General features: G+C 70.8%; 21 protein-coding genes. 10 read left to right on the forward strand and 11 right to left on the reverse strand.

Annotated elements, in window-relative coordinates; genetic code table 11:
- Positions 1-89: 89 nt before the first annotated feature.
- The 3 genes from prmC to rpmE all read right to left on the reverse strand — a co-directional run bounded on the left by prmC (position 90) and on the right by rpmE (position 2,403).
- On the reverse strand, positions 90-959 hold the full coding sequence (gene prmC / locus VGR06_RS38715; RefSeq protein ID WP_327564229.1) for a peptide chain release factor N(5)-glutamine methyltransferase: 870 nt from the start codon (positions 957-959) through the stop codon (positions 90-92).
- 70 nt (positions 960-1,029) lie between these two features.
- Positions 1,030-2,109: a peptide chain release factor 1 gene (gene prfA / locus VGR06_RS38720; RefSeq protein ID WP_327564208.1), complete on the reverse strand. Its 1,080-nt coding sequence runs from the start codon at positions 2,107-2,109 to the stop codon at positions 1,030-1,032.
- A 75-nt stretch (positions 2,110-2,184) separates the two neighbouring features.
- Positions 2,185-2,403: a 50S ribosomal protein L31 gene (rpmE, locus tag VGR06_RS38725; protein ID WP_327564209.1), complete on the reverse strand. Its 219-nt coding sequence runs from the start codon at positions 2,401-2,403 to the stop codon at positions 2,185-2,187.
- A gap of 238 nt (positions 2,404-2,641) precedes the next feature.
- Here rpmE and VGR06_RS38730 point away from each other — a divergent pair, with 238 nt between their 5' ends.
- Entirely contained in the window at positions 2,642-3,019 is a 378-nt protein-coding gene (locus tag VGR06_RS38730; RefSeq protein ID WP_327564210.1) for a hypothetical protein, read from the forward strand.
- A gap of 65 nt (positions 3,020-3,084) precedes the next feature.
- On the opposite strand, the gene rho is transcribed toward VGR06_RS38730, so the two are convergent.
- Positions 3,085-5,070: a transcription termination factor Rho gene (gene rho / locus VGR06_RS38735; RefSeq protein WP_327564211.1), complete on the reverse strand. Its 1,986-nt coding sequence runs from the start codon at positions 5,068-5,070 to the stop codon at positions 3,085-3,087.
- 582 nt (positions 5,071-5,652) lie between these two features.
- On the opposite strand from rho, the gene VGR06_RS38740 reads away from it, so the two are divergent.
- Together VGR06_RS38740 and VGR06_RS38745 are read left to right on the forward strand one after the other, a co-directional pair.
- Positions 5,653-6,111 carry a hypothetical protein gene (locus VGR06_RS38740; protein WP_327564212.1) on the forward strand — a complete coding sequence of 153 codons (459 nt, stop codon included), beginning with the start codon at positions 5,653-5,655 and terminating at the stop codon, positions 6,109-6,111.
- Entirely contained in the window at positions 6,108-7,094 is a 987-nt protein-coding gene (locus VGR06_RS38745) for a GNAT family N-acetyltransferase (protein ID WP_327564213.1), read from the forward strand. Before VGR06_RS38740 ends, VGR06_RS38745 begins: the two co-directional genes overlap by 4 nt.
- Here VGR06_RS38745 and VGR06_RS38750 read toward each other — a convergent pair.
- On the reverse strand, positions 7,060-8,313 hold the full coding sequence (locus tag VGR06_RS38750) for a hypothetical protein (protein ID WP_327564214.1): 1,254 nt from the start codon (positions 8,311-8,313) through the stop codon (positions 7,060-7,062). The two genes, VGR06_RS38745 and VGR06_RS38750, sit on opposite strands and share 35 nt — an antisense overlap.
- Entirely contained in the window at positions 8,310-9,023 is a 714-nt protein-coding gene (locus tag VGR06_RS38755; protein ID WP_327564215.1) for a hypothetical protein, read from the reverse strand. The genes VGR06_RS38750 and VGR06_RS38755 overlap by 4 nt, the downstream gene beginning before the upstream one ends.
- A gap of 190 nt (positions 9,024-9,213) precedes the next feature.
- Between VGR06_RS38755 and VGR06_RS38760 the strand changes: the two genes are divergently transcribed.
- Genes VGR06_RS38760 through VGR06_RS38775 form a run of 4 tightly spaced genes read left to right on the forward strand, consistent with a single transcriptional unit; the run spans position 9,214 to position 13,700 of the window.
- Entirely contained in the window at positions 9,214-10,221 is a 1,008-nt protein-coding gene (locus VGR06_RS38760) for an NAD-dependent epimerase/dehydratase family protein (protein WP_327564216.1), read from the forward strand.
- The gene (locus tag VGR06_RS38765; protein ID WP_327564217.1) at positions 10,218-11,198 is read left to right on the forward strand and encodes a glycosyltransferase family 2 protein; all 981 of its coding nucleotides are present in this window, start codon (positions 10,218-10,220) and stop codon (positions 11,196-11,198) included. The genes VGR06_RS38760 and VGR06_RS38765 overlap by 4 nt, the downstream gene beginning before the upstream one ends.
- Positions 11,195-12,400, forward strand: coding sequence for an ATP-grasp domain-containing protein (locus tag VGR06_RS38770; protein WP_327564218.1), 1,206 nt, complete (start codon positions 11,195-11,197; stop codon positions 12,398-12,400). Before VGR06_RS38765 ends, VGR06_RS38770 begins: the two co-directional genes overlap by 4 nt.
- 10 nt (positions 12,401-12,410) lie before the next feature.
- Complete coding sequence (locus VGR06_RS38775; protein ID WP_327564219.1) at positions 12,411-13,700, forward strand: UDP-glucose/GDP-mannose dehydrogenase family protein; 1,290 nt, start codon at positions 12,411-12,413, stop codon at positions 13,698-13,700.
- A gap of 75 nt (positions 13,701-13,775) precedes the next feature.
- Here VGR06_RS38775 and thrB read toward each other — a convergent pair whose 3' ends face one another.
- The 5 genes from thrB to argS form a co-directional block, all read right to left on the reverse strand.
- A complete protein-coding gene (gene thrB, locus VGR06_RS38780; protein WP_327564220.1) occupies positions 13,776-14,639 on the reverse strand; it encodes a homoserine kinase in 864 nt (287 codons plus the stop codon).
- Complete coding sequence (gene thrC, locus VGR06_RS38785; protein ID WP_327564221.1) at positions 14,636-15,691, reverse strand: threonine synthase; 1,056 nt, start codon at positions 15,689-15,691, stop codon at positions 14,636-14,638. The genes thrB and thrC overlap by 4 nt, the downstream gene beginning before the upstream one ends.
- Positions 15,688-16,980: a homoserine dehydrogenase gene (locus VGR06_RS38790; protein WP_327564222.1), complete on the reverse strand. Its 1,293-nt coding sequence runs from the start codon at positions 16,978-16,980 to the stop codon at positions 15,688-15,690. Before VGR06_RS38790 ends, thrC begins: the two co-directional genes overlap by 4 nt.
- A 61-nt stretch (positions 16,981-17,041) precedes the next feature.
- Positions 17,042-18,478, reverse strand: coding sequence for a diaminopimelate decarboxylase (gene lysA / locus VGR06_RS38795; protein ID WP_327564223.1), 1,437 nt, complete (start codon positions 18,476-18,478; stop codon positions 17,042-17,044).
- A 3-nt stretch (positions 18,479-18,481) separates the two neighbouring features.
- Entirely contained in the window at positions 18,482-20,146 is a 1,665-nt protein-coding gene (argS, locus tag VGR06_RS38800; RefSeq protein ID WP_327564224.1) for an arginine--tRNA ligase, read from the reverse strand.
- Positions 20,147-20,283: 137 nt separating this feature from the next.
- On the opposite strand from argS, the gene VGR06_RS38805 reads away from it, so the two are divergent.
- The 3 genes from VGR06_RS38805 to VGR06_RS38815 all read left to right on the forward strand — a co-directional run bounded on the left by VGR06_RS38805 (position 20,284) and on the right by VGR06_RS38815 (position 23,363).
- Entirely contained in the window at positions 20,284-21,180 is an 897-nt protein-coding gene (locus tag VGR06_RS38805) for a DUF3105 domain-containing protein (RefSeq protein WP_327564225.1), read from the forward strand.
- Positions 21,177-21,905: a DUF305 domain-containing protein gene (locus VGR06_RS38810; protein WP_414637417.1), complete on the forward strand. Its 729-nt coding sequence runs from the start codon at positions 21,177-21,179 to the stop codon at positions 21,903-21,905. The genes VGR06_RS38805 and VGR06_RS38810 overlap by 4 nt, the downstream gene beginning before the upstream one ends.
- Positions 21,906-22,220: 315 nt before the next feature.
- A complete protein-coding gene (locus VGR06_RS38815) occupies positions 22,221-23,363 on the forward strand; it encodes an HNH endonuclease signature motif containing protein (protein ID WP_327564230.1) in 1,143 nt (380 codons plus the stop codon).
- The last annotated feature ends 176 nt before the right edge of the window (positions 23,364-23,539 follow it).

Below are 23,539 nucleotides of genomic sequence, written 5' to 3' on the forward strand. Positions count from 1 at the left end.
CTGACGCGGTGTCTTCCCTCGTCGCGTGCTCGGCGCTGGCGCGCCTGCGCGCGCTCCTCAGTCCAGACACCGCCGGCCCGCGCGAGTGCTCAGACCCGGCGGGCGGTGGCGAACCGAGGGCGGCCGGCGAGGTCGGTGTGATCTTCGACGTCGGTCAGCACACTGCGGGCGGCCAGCAGCGCGGGCACTGCTTCGGCATGGGTGTCGTCATGCTCGATGGCAAGGTGGCCGCCTGGCTTGAGGAGCCGGGCAGCGCAGGCGACCACGGTGCGGATGACCGTCAGGCCGTCGGTGCCGGCGAACACCGCGCGGAACGGGTCGTGCTCGCCGACTTCGGGCGGGACCACGGTGCCGACCGGGACGTAGGGAGGGTTGCACAGCACCAGATCCGCGCGTCCGTCCATATCGGACAGCAGGTCGGCGTCGGCAACGTCGCCGGCGTGCAGGTGGATCGGGGTGTCACCGGCGGCGGCGCGGTAGTCGGCGTTGCGCCGGGCCCAGGCGAGCGCCGCGGCGTCCAGCTCGACGGCGTGCACGGTCGCGTCCGGGCGGGCGTTGGCCATCGCCAGGGCCAGCGCGCCGGAGCCGGTGCACAGGTCGACCACGACCGGATTCCGTTTCCCCTCAACGGAAGCGAGGCCGAACGCGAGGAGCAGCTCGGTCTCCGGGCGGGGGACGAACACGCCGGGGCCGACGGCCACGGTGATCGCGCCCATGGCGGCGCAGCCGGTCAGGTGCTGCAGCGGCACGCGTTTCGCCCGCTGCGCCACCAGGCGGCCGATCGCGTCCACCACCGGCGGGTCGACCAGCGGCACCATCGCAAGTTTCAACCGCTCCACGCCGAGCACGTGCGCGGCCAGCAGCTCGGCGTCGACGCGCGGGCTGGGAACCCCGGCGCCGGCGAGGATGCGCTCGGCTTCCAGGATGGCCACCCGCAGCGGCTGCCGGTTGCCGCTCATGCCGTCCCGCCGGGGAATGAACGTGACGTTGCTCGCCCTCCAGGGCACGAACGTGACGTTGCTTTCCCGTTCACGAGCCTGTGTGCACGCCGAGGCGTTCGGCGCGGTCGGCCTCGGCGAGGGCGTCGAGCACGCCGTCGAGGTCGCCGTCCATCACCTGGTCGAGGTTGTACGCCTTGTAGTTGACCCGGTGGTCGGCGATCCGGTTCTCCGGGAAGTTGTAGGTGCGCACCCGCTCGGAGCGGTCGACCGTGCGGACCTGGCTGCGCCGGGCGTCGGCGGCCTGCTTGGCGGCCTCCTCCTCGGCGGCGGCCAGCAGCCGGACGCGCAGCACCTCCATGGCGCGCGCCTTGTTCTGCAGCTGGGAGCGCTCGTTCTGGCACGACACCACGATGCCGGTGGGCAGGTGGGTGATCCGCACGGCGGAGTCGGTGGTGTTGACGCTCTGGCCGCCCTTGCCCGAGGACCGGTACACGTCGACGCGCAGGTCCTTCTCGTCGATCTCCACGGTGCTGGCCTCGTCGGAGAGGTCCGGGTAGACCAGCACGCCGGCCGCCGAGGTGTGGATGCGGCCCTGCGACTCGGTGACCGGCACCCGCTGCACCCGGTGCACGCCGCCCTCGAACTTCAGCCGCGCCCACACGCCGTCCGGGCCGTCGCCCCGGCCCTTGATCGCGACCGTGGCCTCCTTGTAGCCGCCCAGATCGGACTCGGTGCCGTCGAGCACCTCCGCCTTCCAGCCGTGCCGCTCGGCGTAGCGCAGGTACATGCGCAGCAGGTCGCCGGCGAACAGCGCCGACTCCTCGCCGCCCTCCCCCGACTTGATCTCCATGAGCAGGTCGTTGCCGTCGTGCGGGTCGCGCGGGGCGAGCAGCTCGGCGAGCTTCTCCTCCAGCTCGGGAATCCGCTTGGCGAGTGCCTCCGCCTCGGCCGCGAACGAATCGTCCTCTTTGGACAGTTCGGCGGCCGCGGCCTGGTCGCCGCGCGCGGATTCCAGCTCCCGCAACGTTTTCACGATCGGGGTCAGCTCGGCGTAGCGCCGGCCGAGCTTGCGGGCCCGGTTCTGGTCGGCGTGCACGGCCGGGTCGGCGAGCGCCTGCTCCAACTCGCCGTACTCGGTGAGCAACTCGCTCAGCGTCGAGGAGTCCACGTCGCCACCTCCTTCTCCGACCTGCGGACACGACAACGGCGCCCACCCATCCGCGGGTAGGCGCCGTGTGCGTAGCTATTGCTTCTTCTGCCGCTTTCCGTAGCGCGCCTCGAAGCGCGCCACCCGGCCACCGGTGTCGAGGATCTTCTGCTTGCCCGTGTAGAACGGGTGGCAGTTCGAGCAGACCTCGACGTGGATGTTGCCGGACGCCTTGGTGCTGCGGGTGGTGAACGTGTTGCCGCAGCTGCAGACGACCTCGGTCGCGACGTAGTCAGGGTGAATACCTGTCTTCACGGATCTTGTCCTTTCCTGGCGGCCGCCGGGTCCCCGGTAGGTCACGGGGTGAACCGGTGCCGGACTCGACCTCACAGTGTGCCAGATGCTGGAACGTCCGTGCTGGGCCGGGTATTCCTGATCAACCGGTAACCGGTTGACTACCGTTCGTCGCACGAAGGCGGCCACCGAGCGCAACACTCCGAGCGCTCACCGATATCAACGAGCGACTCCCGGGTAGCTCCGCACACTTGGCCACGTGTCCTTCGGTGCGCACCGGCCGATGTCCGTCCTGACCTGGCTGGCCACCCCGGTGCTGTTCACAGCCTCCGTCCTCGGACTGATCGGCCTGGGCGGCATGCTTCTCGACGCCGACTGGCGGGTGGCCCTCTCCAGCGCCCTGTTCGGCCCCGCGGCCGCGGTCACGGTGCTGCTCGCGGGCTTCGTCGAGTGGCGGACCGTCCGGTGCCGCTGGTGCCTCGGGCTCGGCTATCCGGCGGTGGTGTTCGTCGCCGGGCTGCTGCTGGGGGATGTCACGCTGTCGTCGCCGGTGGCCTTAGCCCTCGGCATCCCCGCGTTGACCGTGTTGGGCGTGCTGATGCGGCGGGAGCGGAACCGGGTCATTCCGATCGCGTGACATGCCATGAAGGCCGCCTTCGAGACGTTGAACGTCTCGAAGGCGGCCTTCATGGCATTCCTCAGCTAGTCGTCGTTCATGGATGGGGTGGTCTTGGCCACCTGCATCAGGAACTCGATGTTGGTGCGGGTCTTGCGCAGCCGGTCGAGCAGGAGCTCGATGGCGGCCTGGCTGTCCAGGGCGTGCAGGACGCGGCGGAGCTTCACCGTCACCGCGAGCTCGTCGGGCGACAGCAGCAACTCCTCCTTGCGGGTGCCGGAGGGGTCGACGTCGACCGCGGGGAAGATGCGCTTGTCGGCGATCTTGCGGTCGAGCTTCAGCTCGGCGTTGCCGGTGCCCTTGAACTCCTCGAAGATGACCATGTCGCCGGCGGAGCCGGTCTCGACCAGCGCGGTGGCGAAGATGGTCAGCGAGCCGCCGCCCTCGATGTTGCGGGCCGCGCCGAGGAAGCGCTTGGGCGGGAACAGCGCCGTCGAGTCGACACCACCGGACAGGATCCGGCCGGACGCCGGGGCCGCGAGGTTGTACGCGCGGCCGAGGCGGGTGATCGAGTCGAGCAGCACGACCACGTCGTGGCCCATCTCGACGAGGCGTTTGGCGCGCTCGATGGACAGCTCCGCGACCGTGGTGTGGTCACCCGGCGGGCGGTCGAAGGTCGAGGCGATGACCTCGCCCTTCACCGACCGCTGCATGTCGGTGACCTCCTCCGGCCGCTCGTCGACCAGCACGACCATAAGATAGGTCTCGGGGTTGTTCGTGGTGATCGCGTTCGCGATGGCCTGCAGCACGGACGTCTTGCCGGCCTTCGGCGGCGACACGATCAGCGCGCGCTGCCCCTTGCCGACCGGCATCACCAGGTCGATGACCCGGGTGGTCAGCACGTGCGGCTCGGTCTCCAGGCGCAGCCGCTCGTTCGGGTAGAGCGGGGTCAGCTTGGTGAACTCCGGACGGCTGCGGGCCGCCTCGGGGTCCAGGCCGTTGATGGTCTCCACGCGCACCAGCGGGTTGAACTTCTGCCGCTGCTGCTCGCCCTCGCGCGGCTGGCGGACCAGGCCGGTGATCGCGTCACCGCGGCGCAGGCCGTACTTGCGCACCAGGGAAAGCGAGACGTACACGTCGTTCGGCCCGGCGAGGTAGCCGGAGGTGCGCACGAACGCGTAGTTCTCCAGCACGTCCAGCACGCCCGCGACCGGCAGCAGCACGTCGTCCTCGCGGACCTCGGTGTCGTTGTTGCCGCCACCGCCCTCGGGACGCCCGCCGCTCCCGCCGCGGCGCCGCCGGTCGCGGAACCGCCGGCCGCGGCGACCGCCGCGGTCGTCGTCGTCATCGTCCGGACCGCTCTGGTTGTTGCCCTGCTGGCGCGAGGACTGCTGGCGGTCACGGTCGCGGTCACCGCGGTCGCGGTCACCACCACGGTCGCGATCACCACCACGGTCGCGATCACCGCGGTCCCGGTCGCCCTGCCGGTCCCGGTCGCCCTGGGGACGGTCGGACTGCGGCCGTTCGTCGGTGCGAACCCGGCCCTCGTCGGTGCGAACCCGGCCCTCGTCGCCGGAGGCGGAGGGGCGCTGCTCGCCCGCGGCGGGACTGCCCGCCGGCCGGCTGGCGCCACGCCGGCGCCGGCTGCCTTCGCGGCGGCCGCCGCCCTCGGTCTCGGTCTGCTCACCGGTCTCGGCTGGGGTGCTCGCTTCGGCCTTCACCTCGGCTGGCCGCTCCTCCTTGGCGGGAGCGGGGCGCCCGCGGTCCTCGATGCCGCCCAGCGGCAAGGTCTCGGCCGGCGCGGCGGAGGAGTTGCCCTGCCGCTCCTTGATGGCCGCGATCAGGTCACCCTTGCGCATGCCACCGGTGCCGGTGATACCGAGCTGGCCGGCCAGCTCGCGAAGCTCGGCGAGAACCATGCCGGTCAGGCCGGTGCGGCGGCGCGTCGTGCCGCCGTTGGCACCCGCGGTCTGCGCCTTCTCCGCGTTCTCGGTTCGAGGCGTGGGAGCCTCGGTAGGCGACGCGGCCCGGGCTTCGGCCGTATCGCTGCTCAGCAGATCAGTGTTGCTCACCAATGTCCTTCCTAACCGGTCCTCGCCTCCAACGCGGACCAGCGGACCCGCCGCCCGTCGGAACGCGAGACGGCGTATTCCCCGCTGCCGGCTGACCTTCGCCGCAACCTCGGCCACCTGGCGGGCCATGCGGACGACTTGATCGCCAACGCGGAGTATCTCGGCCACCACCTCATCGGGAACCTGGCAGCTATCGACTCCGGCCTGACAGGCCGAGCCGACATCTTGCACAGTAGATGCGACCCGGAAAGAACTCCCCGGGAACTGCACCGGCGCCCGCGCGCGCGGTGACTGAACGCCCACGAGGGTAGACGTACCTCACTCAACGTGCAACAACCGGGTCCCCCGGCGTGGCACAACAGTGACAACCTCGCCAACCTCGGAATTGTTCCCCGCGGCCAGCCATCGGCTTCCCCACATGGCCCGCCGGCAAACCCGCGGAGCTCACCGTGACGTGGGCCACGCCGCACCGTCCACACCCGACACAGTGCTTGTTCAGCGGCTGTTCAGCCCGCGAGCGAGCTTGCGAGCGAGCCATCAGGCACTGTCGAGTCCGCGTCAAGGTTGGCAGACTTCCTCGGCGTGCTCAGGTTGGCGCTCTGGAACGCGGCGTACGTGCGGCTGGTGCGGTCGTCGTTCGCGACGGTGCCGTTCTACCGGGAGCACTGGGCGCTCCGCGGGCGCACCGATCCGATCCTGGTATCGGGAAAGGTGGGCGTGAACGGCGGCGCCGTGCCGGCCGAGATGCTGGCCGGACGGCTCGGCGACCTGGTGCCGCTGAAGGGCGGACCGAACACGGTGGAGCCGTTGCGGGACAACGGGCCCGATGTCCTGACCGACGAGTTGCTGGGCGTGCTGGCCAGACGCCGGGACTGCGGGCACTGGCACGTGGACTGGACCACCGTGTACGTCCGGAGCACCTCGGCCGGGCTGGCTTTCTCACTGCTGCGCCAGCGCTCGCCGCGGTTTGTCGACGTGCTGCCGGCCGGTGGATTACCCGGCCAGGTGGGGTGGTGCCGTGGGCCGGTGTTGCTGACATGAGCGTCGAGGTGCTGGATCCGCGGCGCGATCCGGAGCCGGCGTACTGGGGTGCGCTGCGGCGGCGGGCGGGGCTGCGGGCGGACTGGGCCTGGCCGGTGCTCGCCGCCCAGGCGTGGGGCACGCGGGGGCGGCTGCTGGTGAGCGTGCTGCACGGGTCCGGTGGGCCGGTCGGGGTGGTGGCGGCGACCTGGGCCGGGCTGCCGGCGCGGCGGCACTCGTTCGCCGGGGTGCGGGGCGGGCCGTGGGTCGGCGGGCTGCACGTGCGCTCGCCGGGGAACCAGTCGCACCCGGGTTGGTGGTGCGCCGAGGGGCTCGGCCTGCGGGAACTCGTGGCGGAGTACGCCACGGGGATGCGGCGGGAGCTGGGCCGGCGGTGCGTGGGGATGCTGCTGCGGCAGGTGGGCGATGCGGACCTGGCGGAGCTTGGCCGGCCACGGGTGGCGCGGCCGACCGAGCCGGTGTGGGTGCTGGACACCGCGGGCTGGCGGGACCGGGAAGACTGGTTTCGGGCGCTGCGGCGCAGCCGCCGGAGCAACCTGCGGGCGGTGCTGCGGCTGGCCGACGCGGACGTGCGGACCTGGGTCGGCGGTGGCCCGGACCCGGCGCGGGTGGCGGAGTTGCTGCGGCACAACGACGGCAAGTACGGCGGCCGATGGGTGCCGCCGGCGCCACAGCTCACGGGCTACGTCGGCGCGCTGATCGGCCAGCCGGACGTGGCGACCACGACCTATACCGACCGGCGCAGCGGGCAGCTGCTCGGAGTGGGGATCATCCTGGACCACCCGGAGTGGCCGGTCGGGCGGACCTGGGCGGGGGTGCCCGGGGCGCGGTACCTCTACTTCCACAACTACATCTCGATGGTCGACTACGCGGTGGCCGGCCGGAAGCCCGGCCTGGTGCTGGGTAAGGGAAAGGCCGAGGTGAAGAGCACGCTCGGAGCCCGGCCGGTCACGCAGCTCGCGGTCGCCCTGCCCAGCTGGTGACCGGTTCCGGCCGGGTGCGCAGGTAGAGCAGGCCGGACTTCGCGGCGAGCCCGGTCACCAGGGCGAGCAGCGCGCCGACCGCGTGCAGCACCGGGATCGCCGCCACCGCGGCCACCGCGGTGGTGGCCAGGCCCAGCAGGGACGCCGACGAGGTGACGGTGAGCGCCGCGCCGTTGGTGTTCTCCAGCAGGTTCACCGCGTAGAGCACCGCGCAGAACACGGTCATCTCCACCGCGACGGCCGTGCCGAGGGCGAGGCGGCTGGCGCCGACCGCGGCCAGACCGTCGACATTGGATAGTCCGGCGGCGAGCACACCGGCGAGGGCCAGCGCGACGGCACCGCCGGTGACGGCCGCGGCCCACCCGGCGACCCGGCCGGCCCGGCGCCGCCCGGCCTCCCCGCCGAGACCGCGCAACCGCAGCGAGGTCACCGGCTGGCGCAGGCGCAGCAGCAGCAGGCACAGCCCGCAGAGCGCGCCGGAGACCAGCAGCGCCAGGTACAGCGCGGCGCTGTCGGCCGGGCGGCCGGCGAACGCGATCACCAGGTACAGCACCGAACCCGAGCACGAGTCGGCCACATCGGACAGTCCGAGCAGCAGCACTCTCCGATTCAGCAGGCCGCCCAGCCGGCGCCGGGGCCGCGGGGACCGGCCGCGCAGCGCGGGGATCCCCAGCGCGAGCACGAAGCAGTCCAGCAGCACGCCGGCGATCAGGGTGAGCAGGTAGGCGTAGGGCCGCAGCAGGCCGGCGACGGCCAGCCCGGAGGCGATCACCACCCAGCCGGCCAGGGCCAGGAACGCGGCGCTGTCCCGGCCCGGGCGGCCGTCCATGCGGTGCAGCGTGGCCAGCACCGACAGCAGCCCCTGGCCGGCCGCCCAGACCGCGGCGGCGGCGTACAGCGCGGGCGTTTCGCCCAGCGGGGCAAGGAGAAGCGCGACCGCGGCGGTCACCGCGAGCGGGACGGCGGCGCGGGCGAGCAGCATCCGGGTGATCCGGCCGGTGGTCAGGCGGGTACGCGGCAGGACGGTCAGCGCCGCCTTCTCCATCGCGGTGACCAGCAGCACCAGCCAGAAGAACGTGCCGATGGCGGCGGCGTACCGGCCGAACTCGTCCACGCCCCACACCGGGAGCAGGGCGACCATGGCGAACTGGACGGCGGCCCGGGCGGCGCCGCGGCCGGCGATGATCCGCAGCGCGGCGGCCCGGACGGGAGCGGTCAAAGCCGGGGTGCGGTCGTGGCTGGTTCGGGTTCGGGGACGGGCTCCTCCGCCGCGGCGACCGGGCGGCGCGGAACGAGCCGGCGCCAGAACCGGTCGGGCAGGGCGAGCACCAGCGCCGCGATGAACACGTGCACCGCGATGAACACGAACGCCTCGTTCTTCGTCAGCGGGCGCCCGACGAACACGGTCATGTGGTCGGCCCAGGTCCACACCTGCGGGATGGGTGTCCACTCGGGATCGGTGTGGTTGTTGACGGTCAGGTAGGCCAGATCCTCCACACCGGACAGTTGCAGCAGGAGCATGGCGTAGCCGAGGCGGCGGGACATGCCAGGTGCGCCGCCGCCCAGCCGGTAGGCCAGCACCAGCGCGAGGATCAGGAACGGGGTGAGGGTGAGCAGCAGGTAGTAGATGCTGTTGCCGTTGCCCGACTCGAAGAACACCCGCGGCACGAAGTAGCCGAAGTAGACCAGGAAGCTGACCGGAATCGCCGCCAGCGCGACCCGGCGACGGGCCCGTTGGGACAGCCGCAGCCGCGCGATCGCCTCGACGGCCAGCACGAACGGCACCAGCTTCACCAGCAGCACGCCCAGGTTCGGGATGTGTTTCTCGTGCGGCATGCCGAACCAGACACCCGCGGCGGCGGCGAGCGCGGCGGCGGCCAGCACCGTGAACGCCAGATGTCCCCGCGGGCCGGTTCGCACTTCGCTCATGTCGACTCCCCTGGTTTCCCGCGGCGATCTCCGACTGGGCATCCTATGGGGATTGGGCAATGGCAGGTTAGGCGTAAGCGACGAATGCGTTCTGGGCCGTACGGAGTAACGCAAGGCCCTACTTTACGAGCCTTCCGTGTGGGGTTGGTCGTTGTTAGAGTCCGAGCACCTGCCGGGAAGGGATCAGTCCATGAAGGAACCCGTCTTAGTCACCGGGGTCGCCGGGTTCCTGGGTAGCCACGTCGCGGACGAGCTGCTGGCCGCCGGTTTCGAGGTCCGCGGCATCGACAATATGCTGGACGGGTTCAAGGAGAACATTCCGCGCGGTGTGAGTTTCCGCGAGGCCGACTGCCGAAGAATCGACGAGTACCTCGACCTGCTGCGCGGCGTGGGAATCGTATTCCATTGTGCCGCGGCGCCGTACGAGGGGCTGTCGGTATTCGCCCCGTTCCTCGTGCACGAGCACACCACGAGCGCCACGGTGGCCCTGCTCTCCGCGGCGGTGCGCAGCGGCGTGCGCCGGTTCGTGCACTGCTCCTCGATGTCCCGGTACGGCAACCTGGTGCCACCGTTCACCGAGGACCAGACGCCGCAACCGCTGACGCCGTACGGGATCGCGAAGTACGCCGCCGACCTCCAGGTGGCGGCCATCGCCGGGGTGCACGGGATGGAGCACAACATCGCCGTCCCGCACAACATCATCGGCCCGCGGCAGCGCTTCGACGACCCGTACCGCAACGTGGCCGCGATCATGATCAACCGGGTGCTGCGCGGGCTGCCACCGGTGATCTACGGTGACGGCAGCCAGCTGCGCTGCTTCAGCTTCGTGTCGGATGTGGTGTCCTGCCTGACAAAGCTCGGCACCGACCCGGAGGTGTGCGGGGAGATCGTCAACGTCGGGCCGGACGAGGGCGAGGTGACCGTGCTGCGGCTGGCCGAGCTGATCTGCGAGATCACCGGAATGCCGTTCGACCCGATCTTCGTGGCGGCCCGGCCGCTCGAGGTGCACCACGCCACCTGCAGCTCGGACAAGGCGCGGCGGTTGCTCGGCTACCGCACGAAAGTCGGGCTGCGCGAGGGTCTCACCGGGATGGTCGAGTGGATCGCCCGGATGGGACCACGCGAGTTCGACTACAACCTGGAGCTGGAGATCGTCACCGAGCGGACCCCGGCGACCTGGACCAGGCGCCTGATATGACCGGGCTGACCGCGATCCTGGCCTGCTACAACGAGGGCGCGCAGGTGGAGGTCGCACACCGGGAGGTCTGCGCGGCGCTCGGCTCGATCGAGGATCTGGAGCTGCTGTTCGTGGACGACGGCAGCGCGGACGACACGCTGGAGCGGCTGAAGCGGCTGGCGGCCTCGGATCCGCGGGTGCACTACATCTCCTTCGCCCGGAACTTCGGGCTGATGGCGGCGATCACCGCGGGCTTCCGGTACGCCGCCGAGCCGTGGTGCGTGCAGCTCGACGCGGACCTCCAGTTTCCGGCCGCGGAGACCTGGCGGTTGCTGGAGGCTGCCGAGCGCGGCTACGACGTGGTGTTCGGGATCCGGCGGGAGCGCCGGGACTCCTGGCTGCGCCGGGCCGGGGCGGCCGGAACCCATTGGGTGGCACGGCATTGGCTGCGCATCGAGGTGCCGCAGGGAGCGAGCTCGTTCCGGGTGGTGCGCACCGCGGTGGCCCGCACGATCGTGAACCTGCCCACCGCCAACTCGCACTTCGTGGCCAAGGCGCCGGAGATCGGGGCGCGGTACACCTGCGTCCCGGTTGACCATGCCCCACGCTCGGCCGGGCGCTCGAAGTTCCGCCTGGGGCGCCTGGCCGGCGACGCCTTCGAGCTCCTGTTCGGATTCTCCTGGCGGCCGCTCAACGTGATGTACCTTCTCGCCACGCTGGCCGCCGTGTTCGCCGCGATGCTGGCCCTGTTGGGTTTCCTTGGCGTGGCAACGGTTCCCGTCCTGGCGACGGGCAGTGTGCTGATGTCCGGGGTATCCGTGGCGTGCCTTGCCGTAGTAGCACGGTATCTGCACCGGCGGATGCTGGACGCGCGGCCACGGCGGTTGTACTACGTGCGGGAGGCGAACATCCCGATCGCGCCGGAGGATCTGCTCGACGGCGGCGAATCCATGATCGGCCCGCCGCGGCGGACGGCGTCGCTCGAGGTGGTGTCGTGAGCGAGGCGCCGCTACTCGTGCTGGGGGCCGGCGAGGAGCAGGTGGCGATCTACCAGGAGGCGCGGCGGCGTGGGTTGCCGACGGTCGGCGTGGACATGCGGGCGGACCGGCCGGGTATCGCCCTGGCCGACGAGTTCCTGCAAATCTCCACGACGGATCACCACGCGATCGCGGAGGCCTTGCGGGGCAGGCGGATCGCGGGCGTGGTGTCGACGGCGGCCGACACCTGCCTGGCGTCCTGGCACGAGCTGAGTACGGAACTCGGTGCGCCCTGGCGGTTTCCGGCTGCGGCGGTACGGGTTTCCACGGACAAGGCGGAGTTCCACCAGCTGGCGGCGGCGTCGGGTATTCCGTCTTACCGGTGGGTGCAGTCGGACGATCTCAGCGCCGTCGCGGCGACGGCGCACTCGTTCCGGTTCCCCATCGTGTTCAAACCGGCCGACGCCTCCGGCGGCCGGGGCGTGCACCGCGCCGACTCTCCGTCTGAAGTGGACGCCGCGCTCCAGTACGCAGCGCGGCACTCGCCGCGGGGACAGGTGATCGCGGAGGAGGTGCTGGCCGGGCGCAACATCACAGTCAACGTGTTCCTGTGCGGCGGGGAGCTGGCCCTGTCGCTGATCACCGAGAAGCACACGCTGCCCGGGCCGGGTTTCCTGATCGGCGGCCATACCGGGCCGGCGGAGCTCGACGAGGTCACCGAGAAGGCCCTGCTGGACGACGCGCACCAGCTGTGCCTGGCGTTCGACCTCGTTGACGGGCCGGCGAACTTCGACGTGATCCTGGCCGAGGACGGCACCCGGTACGTGCTCGAGGTCGGCGCCCGGATGTCCGGCAACGGGTTCCCGTCGATGGTGCTCGCGGTGTCCGAAGTGGACTGGATGGCGGCGTTGGTGGATCTGGCCACCGGTGGTCCCCATCCACCGATGCCCAGCCGGTCCCGGCCGGTGCGGCTGCACGTGCTCACCTCCCCGCTGCCGGGCCCGGGGTCGGTGGTGGCCGTCGGCGGGCTCGAGCGGGTCTCGGCACTGCCCGGTGTGGCGGCGGTCGAGGTCTTTGTCGCGCCGGGCGACACGGTGCAGCCGTTCACCGAGGCCGGCCGCAAGCTCGGCTGGATCGTGGTCGGCGCGGACCGGCACGACCAGCTCGAACCCCGGCTCGCCGCGGCCGTGCGCGAGCTGGGCCTCGTGATCGTGCCGAGCTGAGGGGGCGTCCGTGTTCGTGCGGCGGATCGCGGTGGTCGGCACGGGTTACGTGGGCCTCACGACGGGCGCGTGCCTGGCCTCCTTGGGGCACCGCGTGGTCTGCGCGGATGTCGATGCCGACAAGGTGAAGCGGCTGGACGCCGGTGAGGTGGACATCCTCGAACCCGGCCTGGCGGAACTGGTGCGTGAGGGGCTCGCCGCCGCGCGACTGTCCTTTGTGGTCAGTGTGACCGAGGCGGTCAGGGGTGCCGAGGTCGTGTTCCTGTGCCTGCCGACCCCGATGGGCGTGGCCGGCGTCGCCGACCTCACCGCGGTCGAGTCGGTCGTCGAGGAGATCCGCGACCTGCTCGCCCCGGACAGCGTTCTGGTGAACAAGTCAACGGTTCCGGTCGGCACGGCCGCGCGGACCGCGGAGTTGTTGCGGCGCCCCGATATCGCGGTGGTGAGCAACCCGGAGTTCCTCCGCGAGGGCAGCGCCGTGCGCGACTTCCTGCACCCGGACCGGATCGTCGTGGGGTGCGACGTCAAGGATGCGGCGGAGCGGGTCGCCACTCTGTATGCCCGGTTGGGTGCGGCGACCGTACTCACCGACGCCGCGTCGGCCGAGCTGGTGAAGTACGCCGCGAACTGCTTCCTGGCCATGAAGCTGTCCTACGTCAACGCGCTGGCCGAGCTGTGCGACCGGGTGGGCGCCGACGTCGGCGCCGTCACCGAGGGCATGGGTTACGACCGCCGGATCGGCCAGGCCTTCCTGTCGCCCGGGCCCGGTTGGGGCGGTTCCTGCCTGCCCAAGGACACCGCCGCCATGCTCCAGCTCGCCGACGCGGTGGACTTCGAGTTCCGGTTGGTGCGCGCCACCATCGACACCAACACCCGGCAGCGCGTGCGGATGGTGGAGAAGATCCGCCTGGCCGTCACCGGCCGCCGCGACGGTTCCTTGTCCCACGCCCGACTGACGCTTCTCGGCCTGACCTTCAAGGCCGGCACCGACGACCTCCGCGACTCCCCGGCCCTCGCCGTCGCCGCGCTGCTCCGCCAGGCCGGCGCGGACGTCGTCGGCCACGACCCCGCCCTGTCAGAGAATGTCGACGGCATCGAGCTGATCGCCGACCCCTATCAGGCCGCCACCGGCGCCGACGCGCTCGTGATCCTCACCGAGTGGCCCGAGTTCCGCACGCTTGACTGGCCCCGCATAGCGACTTTGCTCCGCGAGCCGATTGTGGTCGACACCCGAAACCTCCTTGACCCCCAAACCCTCCGCCGCGCCGGAATCATTTACACCAGCCTCGGCCGCCCCTGAAACCCTTCGCCACAAACGCCCTGAAGGCGGCCTTCGCGACGTTGAGCGTCCCGAAGGCCGCCTTCAGGGCATCATCTAGGCACGCTCGATCGTGACGCCGGTGCGGTCGATGGGGAGGTGGTGCGGGGTGAAGCCGGTGAGGTCGACGCCGGCGAGGGTGCCGTCCACGGTGAACACCAGCACGCTGGGGCCGGCGCCGGACACCGTGGCGGGGTAGGACTCCGCGCGCAGGGCCCGGACCAGGCGGAGCGTGGCCGGGTAAGCGGGCTCGCGGTAGCTCTGATGCAGACGATCTTCCGTGGCGGGGAGCAGGAGGTCGGGCCGGTGGGTCATGGCCTGGACCACGAGGGCGCAGCGGGCGGCGTTGAAGGCGGCGTCGATGTGTGGGACGTGGCCGGGGAGCAGGCCGCGGGTCGTCGCGGTGGTGGAGTGCTCGGCGGGGATGAGCATGACCGGGTGCAGCTTGGGGTTCGGGTCGAGGTGCAATACGTGGAAGCGGTCGTCGCGCCAGACCAGGCAGAGACCGCCGAGGAGGCTGGGCGCGACGTTGTCGGCGTGGCCCTCGAGTTCGGCCGCGAGTTGGAGGGCGTCGTCGCCGAGTTTGCGGCCGGCGAGGCCGTGCGCGGCGGCGATGCCGGCGACGATGGCGGCGGCCGACGAGCCGAGGCCGCGCTCCTGCGGGATCGCGTTGTGGCAGTGGATCGTGAGGCCGGGCGGGGTGAAGCCAAGGTGGCGGCTGGCGGCGCGGAACGCCCGGACGAGGAGGTGGGACTCGTCGCGGGGGACCGAGCCGGCGCCCTCACCCGTCACCTCGACGGTGAGCCCGCCGGAGGTGACGTCGATGTCGATCACGTCGTACAGTGCGAGCGCCAGGCCGAGCGCGTCGAAACCGGGGCCCAGATTGGCGGACGAGGCCGGGACGCGAACCCGTACACTCACGCGAGTTCCAGCGCGTGGGCGACTGCGCCCGGGTCGACGGGCACCGGCTCGACCTCGATCATGCCCTGGAGCGCGGTCTCCGGGTCCTTGAGGCCGTGGCCGGTGACGGTGCAGACGACGAGCGAGCCGGTGGGCAGGCGGCCGTCCTCGGCGGCGCGGAGCATGCCGGCCACCCCGGTGGCCGAGGCGGGCTCGACGAACACGGCCTCGCGGCTGGCGAGGAGCTTGTAGGCGGCCAGGATCTGGTCATCGGTGAGTGCGTCGAACAGGCCGCCGGACTCGTCCCGGGCGGTGACCGCGCCGGTCCACGAGGCGGGGTTGCCGATACGGATCGCCGTCGCGATGGTCTCCGGGTGGGCCACCGGCTCGCCGTGGATCAGCGGCGCGGCGCCGGCCGCCTGGAAGCCGAACATCCGGGGCAGCGCGGAGATGAGGCCGTCCTTGGCGTACTCGCGGTAGCCCTGCCAGTAGGCGGTGATGTTGCCGGCGTTGCCGACCGGCAGGCAGTGCACATCCGGCGCGCGGCCCAGCACGTCGCAGATCTCCCAGGCGGCGCTGCGCTGGCCGATGAGGCGCACCGGGTTCACCGAGTTGACCAGCTCGATCGGGTACTCGGCGGCGGTTTTCGCGGCCAGTTCCAGGCAGTCGTCGAAACCGCCGTCGATCTGCAGGATGCGCGCGCCGTGCATGACCGCCTGGGCGAGCTTGCCCAGCGCGATCTTGCCGCGGGGCACCAGCACCGCGCAGGTCAGGCCGGCGCGCGCGGCGTAGGCCGAGGCGGACGCCGAGGTGTTGCCGGTGGACGCGCAGATGACCGCGCTCATCCCGTTGGCCAGCGCGTGGCTGATCGCCACGGTCATGCCGCGGTCCTTGAACGAGCCGGTCGGGTTGCCGCCCTCGACCTTGAGCAGCACCCGGCAGCCGGTGAGCTCGGACAGGTGCGGCGCCTCCAGCAGCGGCGTGCCACCCTCGTGCAAGGTCACGATCCTTGCGTTGTCCGGCAAGGGAATCCGGTCGGGATATGCCTTGATCACGCCCGGCCAAGAGTTCACAGGTCCTCGCCCTCCACCCGCATCACGCTGACCACGTCCCGAACCACCGGCATGCCGGCGATCTTGTCCACTGTGGACCGAAGCGCCGCGTCCGGCGCGGAGTGCGTCACGATCACCAGGCTGGCCTCGTCCCCGCGACCTTCCTGGCGGACCGCGGCGATGCTGACGTCGTGCATGGCGAACACCGAGGCCACGGTGGACAGCACGCCGGCCCGGTCGGCGACGTCGAGACTCACGTGGTACCGCGTGCTGGCCATGGAGATCGGCCGCACCGGCAGCGCCGCGTACGCCGACTCACCGGGACCGCGCCCGCCGGCCACCCGGTTCCGTGCCACCGCGACGAGATCACCGAGCACCGCGCTCGCGGTGGGCGCCCCGCCGGCACCCTGGCCGTAGAACATGAGCTGGCCGGCCGCGTCCGCCTCGACGAACACCGCGTTGAACGCGCCGCTGACGCTGGCCAGCGGGTGACCGCGGGGGATCATCGCCGGGTGCACCCGGACGGTCACCGACTCCTGGTTGTCCCCGGTGTTGCGCTCGCAGATGGCCAGCAGCTTGATCGTGCGGCCAAGCGTCCTCGCCGCCGCGATGTCCGCCGCGGTCACCGCGGAGATCCCCTCGCGGTACACGTCGGCCGCCGTCACCCGGGTGTGGAACGCAAGGGAGGCAAGGATTGCAGCCTTGGACGCGGCGTCGTAGCCGTCCACGTCCGCGGTCGGGTCGGCCTCCGCGTAGCCGAGCCGGCTCGCCTCCTCCAGCGCCTCCGCGTAGCCGGAGCCGGTCTCGTCCATGGCGGACAGGATGTAGTTGGTGGTGCCGTTGACAATGCCCATGACCCGGCTGATCCGGTCCCCGGCGAGGGATTCGCGCAGCGGCCGCAGCAGGGGGATCGCCCCGGCCACCGCGGCCTCGAAGTACAGATCAGCGCCAGATTCGTCAGCCGCGGCAAACAACTCGGCGGCGTGCTCAGCCAGCAGCGCCTTGTTCGCGGTGACAACGGACTTGCCGGTACGCAAGGCCGCCAGCAACAGCGTCCGCGCCGGCTCGATCCCCCCGATCACCTCAACGACAAGATCCACATCAGACGCCACGAGCGCCATAGCGTCGGCCGTCAACAGCGCGGCGGGAACATCCGGGTGCTTGTTGGGGCGTCGAACCGCGATCCCGGCGAGGCTGACGGGTGCGCCGATCCGGGCGGCCAGGTCAGCGGACTGGTCAGCCAGCAGCCGGGCCACCTGTGTGCCGACCGTGCCGCAGCCGAGGAGTGCGACTTTCAGCGGGGTGCTCATTGGGGGGCCTCCAATGCCATGAATGCCACATATGGGGCGCTCAGTGACCTGAATGTGGCATTCATGGCATTTCCAACCGGAACAGATCGTCGTCCGTCTCCCGACGCAGCAGCAACCTCGCCGCCCCGTCCCGCACGGCCACCACCGCCGGGCGCGGCAACCTGTTGTAGCCACTGGACATCGCGTAGCAGTACGCCCCGGTGGCGGCCACCGCGAGCAGGTCGCCGGGCGCCAGGTTCTCCGGCAGCCAGCAGTCCCGCACCACCACGTCGCCGGACTCGCAGTGCTTGCCGACCACCCGGCAGAGCGTCGCGTCCGTGCCGCGCTCCCCCTCGCCCGCCGACCGCGACACCAGGCGGCAGTCGTAGATCGCGTCGTACAGCGCGGTGCGGACATTGTCGCTCATCCCGCCGTCCACGCTCACGTAACGCCGGCCGTGGCCGTGCCCGAGCGCGACATCCTTGATCGTGCCGACCTCGTAGAGCGTCACCGTGCCCGGGCCGACGATGGCCCGCCCCGGCTCGACCGCGATCCTCGGCACCGGCAGGCCCGCCTGTTCGCACTCCTTGGCCACGATCGCGCGCAGCTGGTCGGCGAGCCAGGCCGGCGGCGGCGGGTCGTCCTCGGCGGTGTAGGCGATCCCGAGCCCGCCACCGAGGTCCACAGTGGACAGATCGGCGAGCTTGTCCGCGCCGTGCTCGTCCCGCAGCGCCGCCAGCAGGCCGATTACCCGGTGCGCGGCCACCTCGAACCCGTCCACGTCGAAGATCTGCGAACCGATGTGGCTGTGCAAGCCGGCCAGGCGCAGACCCGGCGACTTCAGCACCCGGCGGGCAGCCTCCGCGGCGTCCCCCCCGGCCAGCGAGAAGCCGAACTTCTGGTCCTCGTGCGCGGTCGCGATGAACTCGTGGGTGTGCGCCTCGACCCCGACCGTCACCCTGACCAGGACCGGCTGCACCACCCCGCGATCCCGGGCGATCTTGTCCAGCCGGGCGATCTCGTAGAACGAGTCCAGCACCACCGCGCCGACCCCGGCGTCCACTGCTGCGGCCAGTTCCGCAACCGACTTGTTGTTGCCGTGCAACGTGATCCGCTGCACCGGGAAGCCCGCGCGCAGCGCCACAGCGAGCTCGCCGCCGCTGCACACGTCCAGAGACAGCCCCTCCTGCGCCACCCAGCGCGCAATGTCCACGGACAGAAAGGCCTTGGACGCGTAATGCACAAGTGAGGAATCACCGAACGCGGCAACGTGCTCGGCGCACCGCGACCGGAAATCCGCCTCATCCACCACGAACAACGGCGTGCCGAACTCGGCCGCGAGATCTCGAACGTCCACTCCGGACAGCTCGACCGCGCCGTCGACGCTGCGCCGGGCGCTGCGCGGCCAGACCGCGGGCACCAGTTCGTCCAACTCGTCCGGAGTGGACGGACGGGAACCCGCCGTATTGGCCGGTGGCAGGACTTCCGCGTGGCGTGGGCCTGCCGGATGTGCGCGCATCGGCTACATCCGTTCCGGTGCCGAGACGCCCAGCAGGCCGAGGCCGTTGGCCAGCACCTGGCGGGTTGCCACGCACAGCCCAAGCCGCGCGTAGGTGAGGCTGGTGGCCTCCTCGTCGCCCTGCGGCAGGACCCGGCAGGTGTCGTAGAACTTGTGGTAAGCGCTGGCCAGCTCCTCAAGGTAGCGGGCCACCCGGTGCGGCTCGCGCAGCTCCGCGGCCGTGCTCACCACCTTGGCGAACTCCCCGATCGTGCGGATCAGCTCGCCCTCCCGCTGGTGCGTGAGCAGGCCCAGGTCCAGCTCGGTCTCCGCGGTCGGCACCGGGACACCGAGCTCCGCGGCGTTGCGGGTGAGCGAGGACAGCCGGGCGTGCGCGTACTGCACGTAGAACACCGGGTTGTCGTTGGTGCGCCGGCTCCACAGGTCCAGGTCGATGTCCAGGGTGGCGTCCACCGAGGACCGGACGAGCGCGTACCGGGCCGCGTCCACGCCGACGGTGTCCACCAGGTCGTCGATGCTCACCGTGTTTCCGGCGCGCTTGCTCATCTTGACCGGCTTGCCGTCCTTGACCAGGTTCACCATCTGCCCGATGAGCACCTCGACGGTGTCGGGGTCGTCGTCCAGCGCCGCGGCCGCCGCCTTGAGCCGGCCGATGTAGCCGTGGTGGTCCGCGCCGAGCATGTAGATGAGCAGGTCGAACCCGCGGTTGCGCTTGTCCTTGAAGTAGGCGATGTCCCCGGCGATGTAGGACGGCTCACCGTCGCTCTTGATGACCACCCGGTCCTTGTCGTCGCCGAACTCCGTGCTGCGCAGCCACCACGCGCCGTCCTTCTGGTACAGGTGGCCGCGCCGCTTGACCTCGTCGACCGCGGTCGCCACCGCGCCCGAGACGTGCAGCGAGTCCTCGTGGAAGTACACGTCGAAGTCCGTGCCGAACTCGTGCAGGCTGCGCTTGACCTCCTCGAACATCAGCCCGACGCCGATCCGGCGGAACACCTCGGCCCGCTCGTCGTCCGGCAGCGACAGCGCACCCGGCGCCTGGCGGAGCACCTCGGCCGCGGCGTCGCCGACGTAGCTGCCGAAGTAGCCGTCCTTGGGGATCTCGGCGCCCTGGGCCACGGCGATCAGCGACTGGACGAACCGGTCGATCCGGACTCCCGCGTCGTTGAAGTAGTACTCGCGGGTGACCTTCGCGCCCTCCGCGGCGAGCACCCGGCCGAGCGCGTCACCGACCGCGGCCCAGCGGGTGCCGCCCAGGTGCAGCGGCCCGGTCGGGTTGGCCGACACGAACTCCAGGTTGATGGCGCGTCCGGCCAGCGCGTCGCCGCTGCCGTAGTTGTCCCCCTCGACGAGCACCTGGAGCACCACCGCGCCCTGCGCGTCGGCGGCGAGCCGCAGGTTGATGAAGCCGGGCCCGGCGACCTCCGCCTCAGCCACGCCGTCCTGGGTCGCCAGCGACTCGGCCAGCCAGCCGGCCAGCTCGCGGGGGGCGACCCCGACCCGCTTCGCCACCTGCAGCGCGAGGTTGGTGGCGTAGTCGCCGTGCTCCGGGTTCCGCGGTCGCTCCACGGTCACCGCCGCGGGCAGGGCGGTGGTGTCGAGGTCATGGCTGGTCAGCACGTCCACGGCGGTCCTGCGGACGAGTTCGGCGAGCGCTGCGGGGGTCACGATGGGAAGTCTAGGTAAGGACGGCCAGGGGAGTTGACGCTGGGCAGACACCAGGTCCTTACACTGGCCGCTGCACAGTGCTATTCATGAGATTTTGAGTTTGAGTGGATTCCTCCAAGAACGGGGCCTGAACGAGTATGGCCAGCGGGACGAAGAGCAAGGGTGCCGGCGCGCCCAAGGGCAAAGCGAGCGCGGCGAAGGGGAAGGGCGTGCGGTCGGCCCGCGCGGCCCGCACCTCCGTGGTGTCGACCAAGCCCAAGCCGTGGGGCACGATCATCGCGGTGATCGCCGTGCTCGCGCTGGCCGGCGGGGTGTTCACCTACGCGTTCGTGCAGATCCACGAGAAGACGAAGTGGGTCGTCTCGGCGGACAACCAGGACCCGTCGGACCAGATCCCCGGCGTCGTGAAGGTCAAGTACGAGGGCGCCCAGCACATCGACGCCACCCAACGGGTGGCCTACGACAAGAGCCCGCCGTTCGGCGGCCCACATGACGGTGTCTGGGCCGACTGCACCGGTGTCGTCTACACCACCGCGGTGCGCAACGAGAACATGGTGCACGCGCTCGAGCACGGCACGGTGTGGATCGCCTACAACCCGGACCAGATCAAGGACGCCGCGCTGGACAAGCTCAAGTCCAAGGTCGAAGGCCAGCAGTACACGATGCTGTCGCCCTACCCGGGCCTCGACAAGCCGATCTCGCTGCAGTCCTGGGGGCACCAGCTCAAGTTGGACAGCGCCGACGACACACGCATCGACGACTTCGTCAACTCCCTGCGCAGCAACCAGTACCAGACGCCGGAGCCCGGCGGCCGGTGCGACGCCGCCGACCCCGCGCAGTTCGACGTGAGCAAGCCGCCGCCGTTCGTGGCCGAGCCGCCGGGTGCGGACGCGGTCAAGATGGACGGCACCGGCGCCAAGAAGGGCGAGGACCAGGGCGTCCCCACGGCCCCCGCCGTGCCCCCCACCGACGCCGTTCCGCCGGCCAGCGGCCAGCCACCGGCGTCCGGAGCGCAGCCGCCACCGAGCCAGTGACGTTGACCGACCAGCACGAGGACGCCGATCGCCTGCCCACGCTCGACGCGCTGGGCAGGCGCCGGGTGCTCGTGATAGCCGTCGCGGTAATCGTGGTCCTGGCGGTCGGCGCCGCCATCGGCATGCTCATCACCACCGCCCGCACCGGCGCCGGCCCAGGCGGGTCAGCCGCCCCCGACGCCGAGTCGATCGACGTCGGCTTCTCCCAGGACATGCGGGTCCACCACTTCCAAGCGATCACGATGGCCGGCATCGCGCGGGACAAGACCACCGACCCCGAGGTGCACTCGATAGCCTTCGACATCGAGTCCACCCAGCTCGCCCAGGCCGGGGCGATGGCCGGCTGGCTCAACGTCTGGGGCCAGGCCGAGCTCCCCGCGGCCGGCAAGGGCTACATGGCCTGGATGGCCGGCAGCGGGCACCAGCACAGCGGGGCAGTATTGGAGTCAGGCGGGGTGTCGACCATGCCTGGAATGGCCACCACGGAGGAGCTCAACAAGCTGAAAACCTTGTCGGGTAAGGAACTCGACATCTACTTCTTGCAGCTTATGTTGCGCCACCACCAGGGCGCGCTCCCGATGGCGCAGTACGCGGCCAGCCATGCGGGGGTCGGCTATGTCCGGAACCTGGCGGCCAAAATGGTGGCGAGCCAGTCGAACGAGGCGGGCCTCATGACGAAGATGCTGGCGGCTCGGGGGGCTGTGCCGTTGCCTGCCCCTAACTGAGGGTGGGCTGGCGCGTCTCCCGCTCTTGGCAGGTGATGGTCGCCCTTCTAAAACATTTAAAATTTAGATGAGGAAAAACAAAAGAAGCGGCACGGCGCCGCCTCTGGCGCCGCCGTGCCGCCCGCCGGTGCCAGCATCCCTTTCGGCTGCCGGTTGGCAGGGGGCGCTCCGCGCCAAAAAATCATGAACACGATAGGGTGAACTGCCGCGAATCCTGTCGATGGGGTTCGATAGAATGGCGGTGTGATCCTGATTGAGGATGAGGTATTCACCGCACCCGAGGACTTCCTTGGGAATGCGGCGTTCACCCGCACCATGATCGGTCACCTCCAAGCCGTCGAGTTGCAGCAATTGGCCGACTTCACCCGCGCTCACGAAGGCGACGAGTTCGCCTATCTGGAAGTCGCCGCCATCCTGCGCATTTCCAGTCGGGCAGCGCAACGCCGGATGGCATTCGCCATCACCTTGACCGAGCGGTTGCCGGAGACCTTCGCGGCGTTGAAACAAGGCTGGATCGAAGAGTTCAAAGCCCAGTTGATCGCCGACGCCGTCGCGCCGCTGTCCGAGGAGCACGCCCACCAGGTGGAAGCGGCGGTGTTGGGTAAGGCCAACCAGCAGACTCCGGGCCAGTTGCGCAACCGGCTGGCCAAAGCCGTCCTCGCGGTCGACCCCGAGGGTGCCGAGCAGCGCCGGAAGATCATCACGCGGGAACGGCGAGTCGAGGTCTATCCGACCGCGCCCGGTCAAGCCGTGCTGGCCATCCACCACACCACCGAAGAGATCGCCGCCCTGCACGCCGCCATCGCCGTACGGGCGCGAGAGATGAAAGCCCAGGGTGGGGAGACCCGCACCATCGCCCAACTCGAGGTCGACATCGCCCGGGATCTGCTGCTCAGTACTGGCCTCTCGGGTGGTCGCGTGGTCGAGGTCCACTTGACCGTGCCCGCCACCAGTGCTGTTGGCGCCGACGACCAGCCCGGTGAGGTGGACGGGTTGCCGGTCACCGCCCACGCCGCCCGGGAGATGTTCGCCGAGGCCCGCCGCTGGCGCTGGGTGTCCACCGACCCCAAGACTGGTGCGGTCGTCGATGTGACCACCGCCCGCTACACCCCACCCGCAGCGTTGCGCACCCTGGTCAAAGTGCGCGACCGCACCTGCCGGTACCCGGGCTGCACCCGCCGCGCCCGCTACTGCGAAATCGACCACCGAGTCCCCTGGCCGCTCGGCCCGACCTGCGACAGCAACTGCCACTGCCTGTGCAAACGGCATCATCGCGCCAAACACGAAGCCGGCTGGGACATCCAAATCCTGGGCCTCGGCCACTACCGGTGGACCAGTCCCACCGGCCTGACCTACACCGTCGAACCCGAACCGGTGGTCGAACCCCAACCAACACCCCCACCACCACCGCCGCCAACCCCACCACCACCGCCCGACGACGATCCCCCACCCTTCTAACCAACCCCCGGCAACCGCGGCGGCAGGCCACACACCCCCACGCGTGGTCATGAGCCTGGGCGCGAAGCGCCCCCCGCCAACCGGCACCCCCAAACCAACCCGGCACCGACGAGCGCCACGGCGGCGCCGTAGCGCTTCCTTTGTCTTTCCCTCTCCTAAAATTTTAATGTTTTAGA

The organism is Actinophytocola sp. (assembly GCF_036002505.1).
GTDB lineage: Bacteria > Actinomycetota > Actinomycetes > Mycobacteriales > Pseudonocardiaceae > DASYTH01.